The organism is Bradyrhizobium sp. USDA 4504 (assembly GCF_054063995.1).
In genome coordinates this window covers 8,530,423-8,543,882 of sequence record NZ_JBSSGV010000001.1, presented here as the reverse complement: position 1 = coordinate 8,543,882, position 13,460 = coordinate 8,530,423, and the positions used below count along the sequence as shown (strand labels likewise).

Genomic DNA, 13,460 nt, shown 5'->3' with positions numbered 1-13,460 from the left:
CGTCATGCCGCTGCAACGCTTCGATCATGATCGAAATGTTCACGACATCGACAATTCGACCATCACCGAACTGGGACGCCGAACGATCGACTATCTCTCGCGTTGCGGTTCGGCCGGCAGGACGCTTGGCGCGAATCATCTGGAGGCGAACATGAAACGTTCGGAAGTTTCGACCACGACGATGATCCTCACCCGACGATCGGCCATCGGCTCGTTCGCGATCATGGCGATCGCCGGCGTCTCGCCCTGGGCCGGATCGCAAGCTCGATCGGAGCACAGCAACGGAGGAATGCCAATGAAGCACTACGCGATGAGCACGAGAACCATCAGCGACGCGATCAACACGTCAGGCCTTCTGGTTGTGGCGCAATGGGAAGCCAAGGAGGGACAGGCCGATAAGGTCGCGGAAATCCTCGACGGCTTCCTGCCCGAGGCGCAGAAGGACCCCGGCACCAAGCTGTTCCTGATCGGCCGCGGCAAGGATAATCCGGCGCAATTCCTGTTCTACGAATTGTTCCAGGACGAAGCCGCGTTCAAGGCACACCAGGACAGCGCGGCTTTCAAAACCTACATCGCGGAGCAGGCGCTGCCGCTGCTCGCCAAGCGCGAGCGGTCGCAATACGCGCTGCTGTGAAGAAAAGCGCGGCGGGGAGGATGCTAGAGCGTTTTCGAGCGAAGTGGACCCGGTTCGCGTGAAGAAAACGCGTCAAAACAAGAAGCGAGAGCTTCGGTTCTGATTCAATCAGAACCGAAGCTCGTCCTTCCCGCCGGCGCGGGTCAGATCGACGCGCCGCTGTTGCCGAGCGTTGCGCGCAAGCCGGCCCGCTCGGGCGGCCTGCGCCAGAAGCCGACGATCGAGATCCGCGACAGCACCGCCGCCTCGAGGCTCTCGACCTGGGTTCGGAGCCGAAGCGCGCGTTTCTCGACGAGATGCCAGGACACGACGGCGACGCCGAAGGCGAGCGGCAGGCTGATCAGGAGGTTCAGATACCAGTGCTGGACCGGCGGGCCGAAGGTGGCGACGCATTGCTGGATGACGAAACCGTAGAGATAAAGCCCGTAGGAGTAATCGCCTGACGACACGATCCAGCTCCGCCGCGGATTCATCAGGCCGAGATAGCATGCGACATAGGCGGCCGGCGCGGGAGCCAGCGCGTCACCGCGCCCGGTCGCCATGCCGGCGGCGCACAGCACCAGCGCCAGCAGGCACAGCGTGCGGTTGAACGGCACCTTGTCGCGCCAGAGGTAGCAGCCGACGCCGGCAAGGAAGCAGAACACCAGAAGGTGCGGGCGAAGCTGGATCGGCACCTCGTCCCAGCGCCAGATGTCGTAGACGATGAGCCCGATCTGGGCGATCACCATGAACCCGAGGAACGCCAGCCGGTTGAAGCAAATCGTGAGCACGGCGAGCAGCGCCAGGATGACGTAGCACCACAGCTCGTACGGCACGGTCCAGAGCTGGGCGTTCACCAGATCGGGCAGCGGATTGTGCAGGAATACGCCCGGCAGCTCGTAATGGATGTCGCCGACGATATTGAGAAAATAGGCGTGGAATTTCGGATCGGCGACATATTGCGCCAACGGCAGCGCGGTGAAGACCGAACCGATGATGATTGCCGATAGCGTGGTTTCGACCGCGAGCGCCGGTCCGATCCGCAGCACGCGCAGGCCGAGGAAGGAAATCAGGCTCTTGCACCGGAGCAGGCTTGCGGTCACCAGGAAGCCGCTCAACGCAAAGAACAGCGCAAGGATCATCGCGACGCCGATGCGCAGCGTGCTCTGGATTTCCAGCGCGCGGCCGAGCCCGAGCGTCACGTTCGTGCTGTGCAGGCCAATGATCGACGCCGCCAGCGCGATCCGCATGTAGTCGAAACCCGCGGGCCGATTGCGCGAAAGCGCCAGCTGATCGGCCAGGCTGGGCATCGATGTGCTCCCGAAGACGTGCATCTGCGGAAAATACCGAGCAACAGTCTAAGGCCGTGTAAATGGGTCCGCGCTGTAATTGCAGCGACGCACGGGCGCCGGCCACCGCGCAAGGATCGGTTAAGGTTATCGGCCGGCTAGGGCGATCTGTCGAATTGTATCGACCGGCCCTCGCGCGTTGGTGGCTCTGGGCGCACGTTCACGCATGTTAGCCTCGGGGCCAATAGCTGACGTGGCTCCTGATGCCCTGGAAGCAGACTTGTTATCGTCATTCGGCAACCATTGATTTGATCGCGGCTCCGCCGGGAGAAACCACCACGATGCACATCAAACTGACAGCCATCGCGCTGCTCGCGATCATCGCGCCGGGACAGGCGGGTGCTGCCATGCTCACCGACGCCGAGGCGACGTTCCTCGACCAGCTCGCGACCGCAGCCGCGGTGCTCGAACAACGATGCACCGGCTATGAGGCCAATGGTGCCGGCGGCGTTCAAACGGGCGCCAGACTTCTCGGCAGCCCCGACGCCGCGATGGCCATGATCAATGCGTTCGACGCGGCCATCAAGGCTCACGACGGCAATGACTACGATCCGCGCAAATTCCGCCCCGAGGTGTCCGAAGCGGTCGGCAAGACCTTCAAGCGAGTCCGGGCGGCGTTGATCAGAGACCCGGAAGGGGCCTGCGCCGCCTATGGCGATAGCGGCGCGGCGTCGGGGCTGCTCAGACGGTACTAAAGCGCGATGAGATTGGGTTGAATCGTCATCGCGCTTTAGCTCTTTGTTTGACCATGATCTCCGCGCAAACGCGTTCCGCGTTTGTCGCGAGGGAAAACCGCTTCGCACTTTTCCGGATCATGCTCTAGTGTGCTGAAGGCGAAGTTCGTGCGATTTCGCGGCAGCCACTTTCACGAACTTCGCATTCACAAAGCACACTAGAATCAGAAGTTTGCTAGTGTCCTTATCGAATCCGAAGTTCGCTCCGAAGGTGCGGCAAATGATGCGAACTTCGGATTCGGGACACTAGAACCGCGGGATATCCGGGAAGGCCAGCTTGCCGGCGTGGACATGGACACGGCCGAGCTCGGCGCAGCGGTGCAGGGTCGGAAACACCTTGCCGGGGTTGAGCAGACCCTCCGCATCGAAGGCGCATTTCAGCCGCTGCTGCTGGTTGAGGTCGATCTCGGTGAACATGTCCGGCATCAGGTCGCGCTTCTCGATGCCGACGCCGTGCTCGCCGGTGAGCACGCCGCCGAGCTCGACGCAGCAGCGCAGGATGTCGGCGCCGAACGCCTCCGCCTTTTCGATCTCGCCCGGCTTGTTGGCATCGTAGAGAATCAAGGGGTGCAGATTGCCGTCGCCGGCGTGGAACACGTTGGCGACGCCGAGGCCGTATTTCTCCGAGAGGTCGCGGATCCGCGCCAGGGCCTTCGGCAAGGCGCCGCGCGGGATGGTGCCGTCCATGCAGAGGTAGTCCGGCGAGATGCGCCCGACCGCGGGGAACGCCGCCTTGCGGCCGGCCCAGAACAGATTGCGCTCGGCCTCCGAGGTCGAGATCTGGCAGGAGGTCGAGCCGCAGCCTTGCGCGATCGCCTCGACCCGCTTGATCAGCTCGTCGACCTCGACCTGGGGGCCGTCGAGCTCGATGATCAACAGCGCCTCGACGTCCAGCGGATAACCGGCGTGAACGAACGCCTCCGCGGCGTGGATCGCGGGCTTGTCCATCATCTCCATGCCGCCCGGGATGATGCCGGCGCCGATGATCCGCGCGACGCATTCGCCGGCCGCCTCGACCTCGGCGAAGCCGACCATCAGCGCACGCGCCGTCTCCGGCTTCTGCAGGATGCGCACGGTGATCTCGGTGATGACGCCGAGCAACCCTTCCGAGCCGGTGATGATTCCCATCAAATCATAGCCGGCATTCTCGGCCGACTTGCCGCCGATGCGCAGGATCTCGCCACTCATCAGCACGATCTCGCAGCCGAGCACGTTGTTGGTGGTCATGCCGTATTTCAGGCAGTGCACGCCGCCGGAATTTTCCGCGACATTGCCGCCGATCGAGCAGGCGATCTGCGACGACGGATCGGGCGCGTAATAAAAGCCGGCATGCGCGACCGCCTGGCTGATCGCGAGGTTGGTGACGCCGGGCTCGGTGACCACGACGCGGTTGTCGAAGTCGATCTCGCGAATCCGCTTGAACTTGCCGAGCCCGAGCAGCACGCCGTCGGCAAGCGGCAGCGCGCCGCCGGACAGCGAGGTGCCGGAGCCGCGCGGCACCACCTTGATGCCCTGGCCCTGGCAATATTTGAGCACCTTCGACACCTGCTCGGTGGTATCGGGCAGCACCACGACCATCGGCGGCTGCCGATAGGCGGTCAGGCCGTCGGATTCATAGGCCAGCATCTCGGCGGCGCTGTCGATCACGCCCTCGCCCGGGACGATTGCGCGCAAGGCGGCCACGATTTCGGCGCGGCGAGCGAGGACGGCCTGGTCGGCCGCCGGCATCATGATGGACATCGTTGTTCCCTCGGCTGGGCTTTTGCCCTTCGCCGATTTGTTACGACAAATCAATCACGTCTGCACCTGTTTCAGTGCACCGGCCGAAGGTCGGATTGCCCCACCCCGCAATGGCGAGTTCTCTCTCGGACAAGCGGGCGGCCGCGAAACCTGTCAAAGTTTCGTGGCTTGTCCTGTCCAAGCCGGACATGCCACAAACGATCACTACCTCCCGGGACGAAACGAAGAGAACCCCATGAACCTAAAGACCTTGAGCGCGCTGGCGGTCGTCACATCGCTGGCTTCCGCATCCTCCGCGCTGGCGCAGGATGCCGCCGCCGGCAAGACCTCGTTCAATAAATGCCTCGCCTGCCACGCAATCGGCGAAGGCGCCAAGAACAAGGTCGGCCCCGAGCTCAACGGCCTCGACGGCCGCCATTCCGGCTCCGCGCCCGACTACAATTATTCCGATGCCAACAAGAATTCCGGCATCACCTGGAACAAGGAAACCTTCCTCGAATACATCAAGGACCCGAAGGCCAAGATCCCCGGCACCAAGATGGCATTCGCCGGCATCAAGAACGAGAACGAGGCCAACAACCTCTGGGCCTACGTCTCCTCGTTCGACAAGGACGGCAAGCAGAAGTAATCGGCGGTATCGGTCGCGCCGTCCGCCCGGCGCCTATGCCGGGGCGGACGTTAGAACGGGGATGGCCTTTCTTCGGAACGCCATCCCCTTTCAGCGCGGCAACAGATTGGTCTTGGCGAGATCGACCACCTCGTCGCCGCGGCCGCTCATCACCGCGCGCAGCACCCACAGGCTGAATCCCTTCACCTGCTCCAGCGTAATGGTCGGCGGCATCGACAGCTCCTGCGTCGCGGTCACGACGTCGAGCACGGCCGGGCCGTCATGCGCGAGCACGTCGCGGATCGCACCCTCGAGCTCGCCGGGATCCTCCACCCTGACGCCGTGAATGCCCATGGCGCGGGCCATCGCCGCGAAATCGGGATTCTTCAGATCGACCCCGGTCTCGATGAAGCCGGCGGCCTTCATCTCCAGCGCGACGAAGCCGAGCACGCTGTTGTTGAAGATCACGACCTTCACCGGCAGCTTGGCCTGGGTCAGCGTGATCAAATCGCCCATCAGCATGGCGAAGCCGCCATCGCCGGACATCGACACCACCTGCCGTCCGGGCTGCGCCGCCTGCGCGCCGATCGCATGCGCCATCGCATTGGCCATCGAGCCATGGACCCAGGAGCCCACCAGACGGCGGCGGCCGTTCATTTTCAGATAACGCGCGGCCCAGATCGTCGGCGTGCCGACGTCGGCGGTGAACACCGCATCCTCGCTCGCCTGCTCGCTGAGCAGGCGCGCCAGATATTGCGGATGGATCGGCTTCTGGCCCGGCTTGCCGCGGGCGAGATCGTCGAGCCCGGCGCGGGCGTCCTTGTAATGCGCGAGGCTGGCATCGAGATGCTTGCGGTCGGTCTTCACATGGAGCTTCGGCAGCAGCGCGGCGATGGTCTCGCCGACCTCGCCGACGATGCCGAGATCGAGCTTGCAGCGGCGGCCGAGATTTTCGGGGCGGATATCGACCTGCGCGATGTTGATGCCGGTCGGGAAGAACTGCTTGTAGGGAAAATCGGTGCCCAGCATCAGCAGCACGTCGCAGCCGTGCATGGCGGCATAGCCGGAGGAAAAGCCGATGAAGCCGGTCATGCCGACGTCGTAGGGGTTGTCGTATTCGACATATTCCTTGCCGCCGAGCGCGTGCACGATCGGGCTCTTCAGCGTCTCGGCAAGCTTGATCAAGCCGTCATGCGCGCCGGCGCAGCCGCGGCCGCAGAACAGCGTGACACGTCGCGCGCCGTTGAGCAGTGCCGCCAGCGCGTTCAACTCGGTGTCGGCCGGACGCACCACCGGCGCCGGCGGCAGCAAGCCGGCATTCGGCGCGATGTCGCGCTTCGGCGCCGTCCGCATCGCGACGTCGCCCGGCAGCACCAATACGGCGACGCCGCGCTTGCCGACCGCGGCGCGGATCGCGTTCTCCAGCATGTAGGGCAGTTGCGCCGGATCCGACACCAGTTCGCAATAATGGCTGCATTCGCGAAACAGGTCCTGCGGATGCGTCTCCTGGAAATATCCGCCGCCGATCTCGGCCGACGGGATCTGCGCCGCGATCGCCAGCACCGGCGTGCGGCTGCGATGCGCGTCGAACAGGCCGTTGATGAGATGCAGATTGCCCGGACCGCAAGAGCCCGCGCACACCGCGAGCGCGCCCGTGATCTGGGATTCGGCGGCGGCGGCGAACGCGGCCACCTCCTCGTGACGCACATGCAGCCAATCGATCGTGCCGCGCTTGCGCAACGCCTCGGTCAGGCCGTTGAGGCTGTCGCCGACGACACCGTAGATGCGTTTGACGCCGGCCTGGGCAAGGGTTTCAGCGATGAGGTCGGCAATGTTGTCGATCCGCATGAGAGGTGTCCTTTGCTGCAATCCGAAACCGCGTGGGCTGCATGATGTTCGGCGCCACGCGGCGGCGCAAGCCTTGCCGGATCACATTCGCGCGGCGCAAAGGCGCGGCAGCTATTGCGCCGTCACCGCGTCCCGCACCATCAGGCCGGCCATCGTCTCGATCTCGGACGCCACGAGATCGGGCACGACGTACTGCACCATGTGGCCTGTGTCCGGCAGCACGGTCAGCTTCGCGTTCGGCGCCGATGCGGCGAGCGGCCGCGAGTGGATGCCGGTCGAGACCGTCTTGTCGACGTCGCCCGAAATGATTGACAGCGGCGCCCTGATCTCGGCATAGCGCGGGGCCTGTTCGACAACGGCCGCCTTCAGCGTGACGAGGTCGCGCGCATTGGCGATGAACTCGCGCGGACGCAGCAGGAGCAACGACTGGCTGTCGCGGACGAAATCAGCCGGCACCGGCTGCGGCGCGAACACGCCGCGCGTAGCCGAATTGGCGACGAGGAAACCGAGCGGCAGCGTGATCGTGTGCGCAAGCAATGGTCCGATCAAAGGTGTCGAGATCGCATCATTGTAGCGTCCGGCGCCGCCGCGCCACGGATAGGCGACAGGGGCGAGCAGCACGAGGCCGGCGACGCGGTCCGGATGATCCAGCGCAATGCGCAAGGCGAGTGCGCCGGCCCAGGAATGCGCCACCACGATCGCCCGCTCGACGCCGAGCCTGGTCAGCGCCTCCACGATCATCCGGGCCTGGATCGCGGGCGTCGAATCCGCGACGCGCGCGCGGGTGCTCCAGCCGTGACCCGGCCGATCGATCAGGATCACCCGGCGCGCTTTGGCAACGCGATCGCCGAGCGGCTGCATCGCGCGGAGATTGGAGCTTGCACCATGCAGCATCACGACCGGCGGCCCGACCGCATCGCGCGGGCCGAGTTCGACCACATGCAGCCGCGCCCCGGCCACATCGATCATTCGCCCCTGCGGCGGGAAGGCCCGCTGGATCAGCAGGGCGCCGAGCTGTGTCACCAGCGCCAGGGCCAGCCCTGCGGCCGCCAGCGCAATGATTGCGGTCAACATCGAGGGGATCCGAAAGGTCTTAGGCACCTGATTGGGCACCTGACAATTACGACGAAGCCGAAATCAGGTTTCGCGCGGATGTGCCCCCTGCCAGGGCATGCTCTTGTTCGGAAAGCCAATTGTCGATTATCCGGCTCGCGCCCCGGCGCGGAGTTGTCCACAATGCGCCCAGCCTGTGGATAGCGGGTTCATACCTGCGTCATTAGTCATTTCATAGATTGGCGGTGGCAATTTCGCCATCAGACGCGAGGCTTCATCGAAACCGGGACGCCATTGGAATGCTTCCTGGTTTGTACACGGTATCCACAGGAACCGGCGTCCGCATGACGAGTTCAACGGGAAGTAATCGGAGGAGTACCATGATTTCCGACCCTAGCGATGCGGCCATCGATCAGATCGTGGCGAGCTGCAATGGCGACCTGCGCGGCGCCCTGAAGGCACTGTTGCTGGTGAATGAGCACCTGGAGGCGGAGCTTCAGCAATTCTATGCTGCCGTAGCCCAGGATACCGCGTCCCGCGGCAAGTTCTTGCACTAGCCTCCTGCGCCGGACCGGACCGCGAGCAAGCATCAAGCTCGCGAGCAACGTGCCCATTCGCGGCCATCGCCCCACGATCGCGATCAATCGCACGCAATCAGATATCGCGGCCTTCGACCTTTTCGGTCAGCTGCTTGACGATCTGCGGCACCTTCTCGAGGTAGGGATCGACAGCCAGCGCCTTGCGGAAGGCGTCGAGCGCACGCTTGTCGTCGCCCATGTCCTGCATGATCATGCCGACGCCCGCCAGCGCGCCGAAATGGCGGGGTTCGCGGGTCAGCACCTGCTGCAGGTCTCCAAGCGAACGAACGTAATCGTTCTTCAAATAGTAGATCGTCGCACGCCGGTTCCAGGCCTCGACATAGTCGGGGCGGAGCTTGATCACCGCGTCCAGCAGCTTCAGCGCGACATCGACATTCTGGGCGTCGATCGCCGCCTTGGCGCGCACCATCAACAGCGCCGCGGTATCGCTCGGGGTTTGCAGCCACAGCGCCCAGATCCGCGCCTCGACATGGCGGGCACTGTCCTCGTCGGGCGCGGCCTTCAGCGCGCCGAACAGGAAATCCAGCCCGCGGGTCCGGTCGGCCGGCACCTTCGGCAGCTTGGTCGGAGCTTCAGGTAGTTTTTTCTGGGCCCTGGGCGGCGGGACAACCCGCGGATCGTCCTGCGCGACGGCCGCAACGGGCAGCACCAGAAGCGCGGCGATCAGGATCGCCAGCCGGCGGTTGGTGGGCCCCAGGAACTTCAATCCGAGCTTTAATCCCATGGCCGAAGTCTAGACGCACAACGCCGCACTGCAAAGCAGCGCGGCGTCAAAGACCTGTGAAGGAAGGATCGGAATCGGCCGGCGATCCGGGCGGGATCAGCCTTGTCGATCAGATTTGTCGGATCAACCCTGGCGCGCCTTGAAGCGGCGCTGGACCTTGTTGATCACATAGACGCGGCCCTTGCGGCGAACCAGACGGTTGTTGCGATGGCGGCCGCGCAGCGACTTGAGCGAGTTACGGACCTTCATGGGACAATCCTGTTACTTCGAAAGGCCCGTGTTGGAGGCCGTACCTGATCAATGCCATTATTTGGCAAAATGGGATTTATCCCGACAAGCGGCCTGCCGCCCGGGACGGCCGGGTTCTAAGCCATCGGACCGTTAAATGTCAACCGAGATGGGCCGATTTTCGGGCCTGTCCCGGCCGGGAACCCGCGCCAGGCACCGCGCCACGCCATTGAGATCGCTTCGGAAACGGGGACAGCCACAATTATCCGAACCAGCGACGGACCCGCCGTCGCCCTTTGACGATGGCGCCGCGGCCGCCGAATCGAGTTTTCGTCCTCCTCGCGCCCGCCCCCGACCGTGACCGAACCGGACTTTGCGCTGGATTGAGCTCGGCGCGACCATAAGCCTTCAACGCTACGGCGCTTGCGAAAATCGTTATATCATATAATTATTTTCCATCACCCAATGAACAGGCCGCCGAGGAAACCGAATGCCCACGCTCAAACTGCCCGACATCGAAAAGGTCACCGCGATCGACATCCACACCCATGCAGAGGAGCCGTGCGGCATGCATGGCGACGACGGCTATGACGACTTCCAGGCGCAGATGGCCGACTACTTCAAGTCGCCGCACAAGCATCCGCCGACCGTGCCGGAGACCGCGGCCTACTACCGCGCCAAGAACATCGCCGCGGTGATCTTCCCGGTCGACGCCGAGCGCGAGACCGGCTTCCGCCGCTACAACAATTACGAAATGCTCGAGGTCGCGTCCGACCATCTCGACGTGCTGATCCCGTTCGTCTCGATCGACCCGCACAAGGGCAAGCTCGGCGTCCGCGAGGCCCGCAAGCTGATCGAGGAATACGGCGTCCGCGGCTTCAAATTCCACCCGACCATGCAGGGCTTCTACGCCAACGACCGCATGGCCTATCCGCTCTATGAAGCCATCAATGACGGCGGCGCGATCGCGCTGTTCCACACCGGCCAGACCGGCGTCGGCTCCGGCATGCCGGGCGGCATGGGGATGCGGCTGAAATATTCCAACCCGATGTACATGGACGACGTCGCGGCCGATTTCCCCGACCTCAAGATCATCCTCGCGCATCCCTCCTTCCCCTGGCAGGAAGAGGCGCTGTCGGTCGCGACCCACAAGCCGAACGTCTATATCGACCTGTCCGGCTGGTCGCCGAAATACTTCCCGCCGGTCCTGGTCCGCTACATCAACTCGATCCTGCAGGACAAGATGCTGTTCGGCTCCGACTGGCCGGTGATCACGCCGGACCGCTGGCTCGCCGACTTCGCCAAGCTCGACATCCGCGAGGAGATCCGGCCGAAGGTCCTGAAGGCCAACGCGCGGAAGATTTTGGGAATCTAAGGGAGTATTGTCGGCGGCAAGCTTCGGAGGTGGTTCATGACGAACTTCACCGGACTTGCCACCCTCTTCGCACTCCTGATCGGAAGCGCAGGGCTCTGCTGCGCGGAACGCGGCGGGCAGCCGCCCGCGTTCGTCGAATTCGAGAGCCCGCTTGTAAGTGCGCAGCCGCTGCAAGGCTATCTGCGAACACCCGATGGACCCGGCCCCTCGCCCGCCGTGGTGCTGCTGCACGGCTGCGGCGGCTTCTTCAAGCAACTCGACGAGCGCTGGGGCAAGCGGCTGGCGGCCTGGGGCTATGTCACGCTCACGGTCGACCGGTTCGGGCCGCGCGGCATCAGCAGCGCCTGCACGGGCGGCGCGCCGGCCGCAACCGTCCATGACGCCTATCGTGCGCTGAGCTATCTCGCGCGGCAATCGGCGGTCGATCCCGGTCGCGTCGCGGTGGTGGGGTTCTCGCAAGGCGCCTGGCTCGCCCTGCTCTCGGTCGAGCGTGGCGCGATCGAACATAACGCGGCAGAGAAATTCCGCGCAGCCGTTGCATTCTACCCGCCCTGCCTCAGCATCAAGGGCGACATGACGGTGCCGACGCTGATCATGGTCGGCGAGCTCGACGACTGGACGCCGGCCAAGGAGTGCCGGACCTTGGCCGAAGGCCGCGACGACTACGGCATCTCCCGGCAGAATAGTGCGGGACATCCGATCGAGCTGATTGTCTATCCCGGCGCCTATCACGGTTTCGACGTGCCGCATTACAGCACGCCGGTGCAGCTGCTCGGTCATCACCTCGAATTCAACGAGGTGGCCAGGGATCAATCCATCGACGCACTCAGGAAATTCCTGTATGCGACAATCGGCGGGCAAGAGAGATCACAATGACCATCAAGGCAATCGTCTTCGACGCCTACGGCACACTCTACGACGTCCAGTCGGTCGCCGACGTCACCGAGGATGCGTTTCCCGGCTATGGCGACATCATCACGCAGGTCTGGCGCATCAAACAGCTCGAATACTCCTGGCTGCGTTCGCTGATGCGGCGCTACCAGGATTTCGCCGTCGTAACCCGCGACTCCCTCGCCTACACGCTGCGCTGCCTCGGCCTGCAATATGACGCGGCGACCTTCGCCCGCATCATCGACAAATATCAGCATCTGGCGCTGTATCCGGATGCGGTCGGCGCGCTCGAGGCGATGAAGGACAAGAAGCTCGCGATCCTGTCCAACGGCAGCCCCGACATGCTGAATGCACTGGTGCGCAATTCAGGCCTCGACCGCGTGCTCGATGCGACCATCAGCGTCGATGCCCACAAGGTGTTCAAGCCGGCGCCGGAGGCCTACACGCTGATCGAGGAGGTGCTGAAAGTACCGCCGGCGGAGGTGCTGTTCATTTCCTCCAATCCGTGGGACGCCTGCGGTGCCAAGTCGTTCGGCCTCAACGTCGCATGGATCGAGCGGGTGACGCCGCAAGCGATGGCGCTGGCCTGCGTCGAAAGCGAGACGGTCGCCCCATTGACGATGTTCAAGGCGCTGCGTACCCAGATGGACGAGCTCGGCGTCGCACCCGATCACCGGATCCACGGTCTCTCCGAACTTCCCGCACTGGTGTCTGCAAGGTCCTGAACAACATGAGCCTCGAGTCTGTCCGCGCCTTCTTCGCCGAGAAGGCGCCCGAAATTTCCGTGATCGAATCTACCACGAGCTCCGCGACGGTCGTGCTGGCGGCGGAGGCCTATGGCGTCGAGCCGGCGCGGATCGCCAAGACGCTGAGCCTGCGGGTCGGCGACCGCGTGGTGCTCATCGTCGCCGCCGGGACGTCGCGAATGGACAACAAGAAGGTGAAGGCGGCGTTCGGCGGCAAGCCGAAGATGCTCGGCCTCGACGAGGTCGCCGACATCACAGGCCACGAGGTCGGTGGCGTCTGCCCGTTCGGGCTGAAGACGCCGCTGCCGGTCTATTGCGACGTGTCGCTGAAGGCGTTCGATGTCGTGGTGCCGGCGGCAGGCTCGACCCACAGCGCGGTCCGCATCACGCCCGACAGGATGGCGGAGCTGACTGCGGCCGAATGGGTCGACGTCTGCGAAGTCAGACCTGGGGATTAATCCTCATCGTCGAACGGCGGCCGCGATGGCGCGGGCTGCATCGGCTGTGGTGCGCGCGGCCGCTGCTGCATCTGCGGCTGCTGCGGCGCACGGCCCTGCGCTTGCGGCTGTTGGGCCCGCCCCTGGGTCTGCGACTGTTGCGCGTTTGATTCGAACACGGCGCGACAACTGTTGGAAAGTTGCGGCGTGTTCTGCCGCAGGCAAGCCACGATGCGCTGCACGTCGGGCACCTGGTCGCTGCAGAGCCGCCACACGTCCGGTGTGCACGCCATCTGCTGTTCCCAGGTTCCCCGATACTCCTCGGCGACGGCGGCCGTTGCCGTGACAGCTCCGCCGATCGCTATGGCAAGGCTCAGGACGATCCGCTGCGATCGCATGTCGGGCTCCCGTTGTTCCAGATACTGGCCCGCGCGCGCATGTTCCCGCGCCGCGATTTGCTCCAAAGCTGCCCAATGAATGCGGCCAAGGATCGTTCGCGCGGACAACTAAAAGTGA

General features: G+C 64.3%; 15 protein-coding genes. 8 read left to right on the top strand and 7 right to left on the bottom strand.

Going from position 1 to position 13,460, the window contains the following annotated elements; translation table 11 throughout:
* Nucleotides 1–151 precede the first annotated feature (151 nt).
* Nucleotides 152–634 (top strand): putative quinol monooxygenase, encoded by a 483-nt coding sequence (locus ACVMB1_RS40130; protein ID WP_225162242.1) that lies wholly within the window; start codon nt 152–154, stop codon nt 632–634.
* Nucleotides 635–777: 143 nt separating this feature from the next.
* On the opposite strand, the gene ACVMB1_RS40125 is transcribed toward ACVMB1_RS40130, so the two are convergent.
* On the bottom strand, nt 778–1,923 hold the full coding sequence (locus tag ACVMB1_RS40125; protein WP_244558801.1) for an acyltransferase family protein: 1,146 nt from the start codon (nt 1,921–1,923) through the stop codon (nt 778–780).
* A 320-nt stretch (nt 1,924–2,243) separates the two neighbouring features.
* Between ACVMB1_RS40125 and ACVMB1_RS40120 the strand changes: the two genes are divergently transcribed.
* Nucleotides 2,244–2,657, top strand: coding sequence for a hypothetical protein (locus ACVMB1_RS40120; protein ID WP_076827552.1), 414 nt, complete (start codon nt 2,244–2,246; stop codon nt 2,655–2,657).
* Between the two features lie 285 nt (nt 2,658–2,942).
* On the opposite strand, the gene ACVMB1_RS40115 is transcribed toward ACVMB1_RS40120, so the two are convergent.
* Nucleotides 2,943–4,436: an FAD-linked oxidase C-terminal domain-containing protein gene (locus ACVMB1_RS40115; RefSeq protein WP_076827554.1), complete on the bottom strand. Its 1,494-nt coding sequence runs from the start codon at nt 4,434–4,436 to the stop codon at nt 2,943–2,945.
* A gap of 235 nt (nt 4,437–4,671) precedes the next feature.
* On the opposite strand from ACVMB1_RS40115, the gene cycA reads away from it, so the two are divergent.
* A complete protein-coding gene (cycA, locus tag ACVMB1_RS40110; protein WP_018269764.1) occupies nt 4,672–5,064 on the top strand; it encodes a cytochrome c-550 CycA in 393 nt (130 codons plus the stop codon).
* A gap of 90 nt (nt 5,065–5,154) precedes the next feature.
* Here cycA and poxB read toward each other — a convergent pair whose 3' ends face one another.
* Both poxB and ACVMB1_RS40100 read right to left on the bottom strand, forming a co-directional pair.
* Nucleotides 5,155–6,891, bottom strand: coding sequence for a ubiquinone-dependent pyruvate dehydrogenase (gene poxB / locus ACVMB1_RS40105; protein ID WP_057018106.1), 1,737 nt, complete (start codon nt 6,889–6,891; stop codon nt 5,155–5,157).
* 111 nt (nt 6,892–7,002) lie between these two features.
* A complete protein-coding gene (locus tag ACVMB1_RS40100) occupies nt 7,003–7,965 on the bottom strand; it encodes an alpha/beta fold hydrolase (RefSeq protein WP_057018107.1) in 963 nt (320 codons plus the stop codon).
* A 359-nt stretch (nt 7,966–8,324) separates the two neighbouring features.
* Here ACVMB1_RS40100 and ACVMB1_RS40095 point away from each other — a divergent pair, with 359 nt between their 5' ends.
* Nucleotides 8,325–8,501, top strand: a complete 177-nt coding sequence (locus tag ACVMB1_RS40095) for a hypothetical protein (RefSeq protein WP_018269760.1) — start codon at nt 8,325–8,327, stop codon at nt 8,499–8,501.
* Between the two features lie 97 nt (nt 8,502–8,598).
* Here the strand turns inward: ACVMB1_RS40095 and ACVMB1_RS40090 are convergent, their stop codons facing one another.
* Both ACVMB1_RS40090 and ykgO read right to left on the bottom strand, forming a co-directional pair.
* The gene (locus tag ACVMB1_RS40090; RefSeq protein ID WP_057018108.1) at nt 8,599–9,267 is read right to left on the bottom strand and encodes a tetratricopeptide repeat protein; all 669 of its coding nucleotides are present in this window, start codon (nt 9,265–9,267) and stop codon (nt 8,599–8,601) included.
* A 123-nt stretch (nt 9,268–9,390) separates the two neighbouring features.
* On the bottom strand, nt 9,391–9,516 hold the full coding sequence (gene ykgO, locus ACVMB1_RS40085; RefSeq protein WP_002718645.1) for a type B 50S ribosomal protein L36: 126 nt from the start codon (nt 9,514–9,516) through the stop codon (nt 9,391–9,393).
* 469 nt (nt 9,517–9,985) lie between these two features.
* Between ykgO and ACVMB1_RS40080 the strand changes: the two genes are divergently transcribed.
* The 4 genes from ACVMB1_RS40080 to ACVMB1_RS40065 are packed head-to-tail and all read left to right on the top strand — an operon-like array spanning nt 9,986 to nt 12,965.
* Nucleotides 9,986–10,870: an amidohydrolase family protein gene (locus ACVMB1_RS40080; protein ID WP_076827560.1), complete on the top strand. Its 885-nt coding sequence runs from the start codon at nt 9,986–9,988 to the stop codon at nt 10,868–10,870.
* A 36-nt stretch (nt 10,871–10,906) separates the two neighbouring features.
* The gene (locus ACVMB1_RS40075; RefSeq protein WP_057018110.1) at nt 10,907–11,746 is read left to right on the top strand and encodes a dienelactone hydrolase family protein; all 840 of its coding nucleotides are present in this window, start codon (nt 10,907–10,909) and stop codon (nt 11,744–11,746) included.
* Nucleotides 11,743–12,486 carry a haloacid dehalogenase type II gene (locus ACVMB1_RS40070; protein WP_076827564.1) on the top strand — a complete coding sequence of 248 codons (744 nt, stop codon included), beginning with the start codon at nt 11,743–11,745 and terminating at the stop codon, nt 12,484–12,486. The genes ACVMB1_RS40075 and ACVMB1_RS40070 overlap by 4 nt, the downstream gene beginning before the upstream one ends.
* 5 nt (nt 12,487–12,491) lie before the next feature.
* The gene (locus ACVMB1_RS40065; protein WP_050384246.1) at nt 12,492–12,965 is read left to right on the top strand and encodes a YbaK/EbsC family protein; all 474 of its coding nucleotides are present in this window, start codon (nt 12,492–12,494) and stop codon (nt 12,963–12,965) included.
* Here ACVMB1_RS40065 and ACVMB1_RS40060 read toward each other — a convergent pair.
* Nucleotides 12,962–13,342 (bottom strand): hypothetical protein, encoded by a 381-nt coding sequence (locus tag ACVMB1_RS40060; RefSeq protein ID WP_168856521.1) that lies wholly within the window; start codon nt 13,340–13,342, stop codon nt 12,962–12,964. The two genes, ACVMB1_RS40065 and ACVMB1_RS40060, sit on opposite strands and share 4 nt — an antisense overlap.
* Nucleotides 13,343–13,460 lie beyond the last annotated feature (118 nt).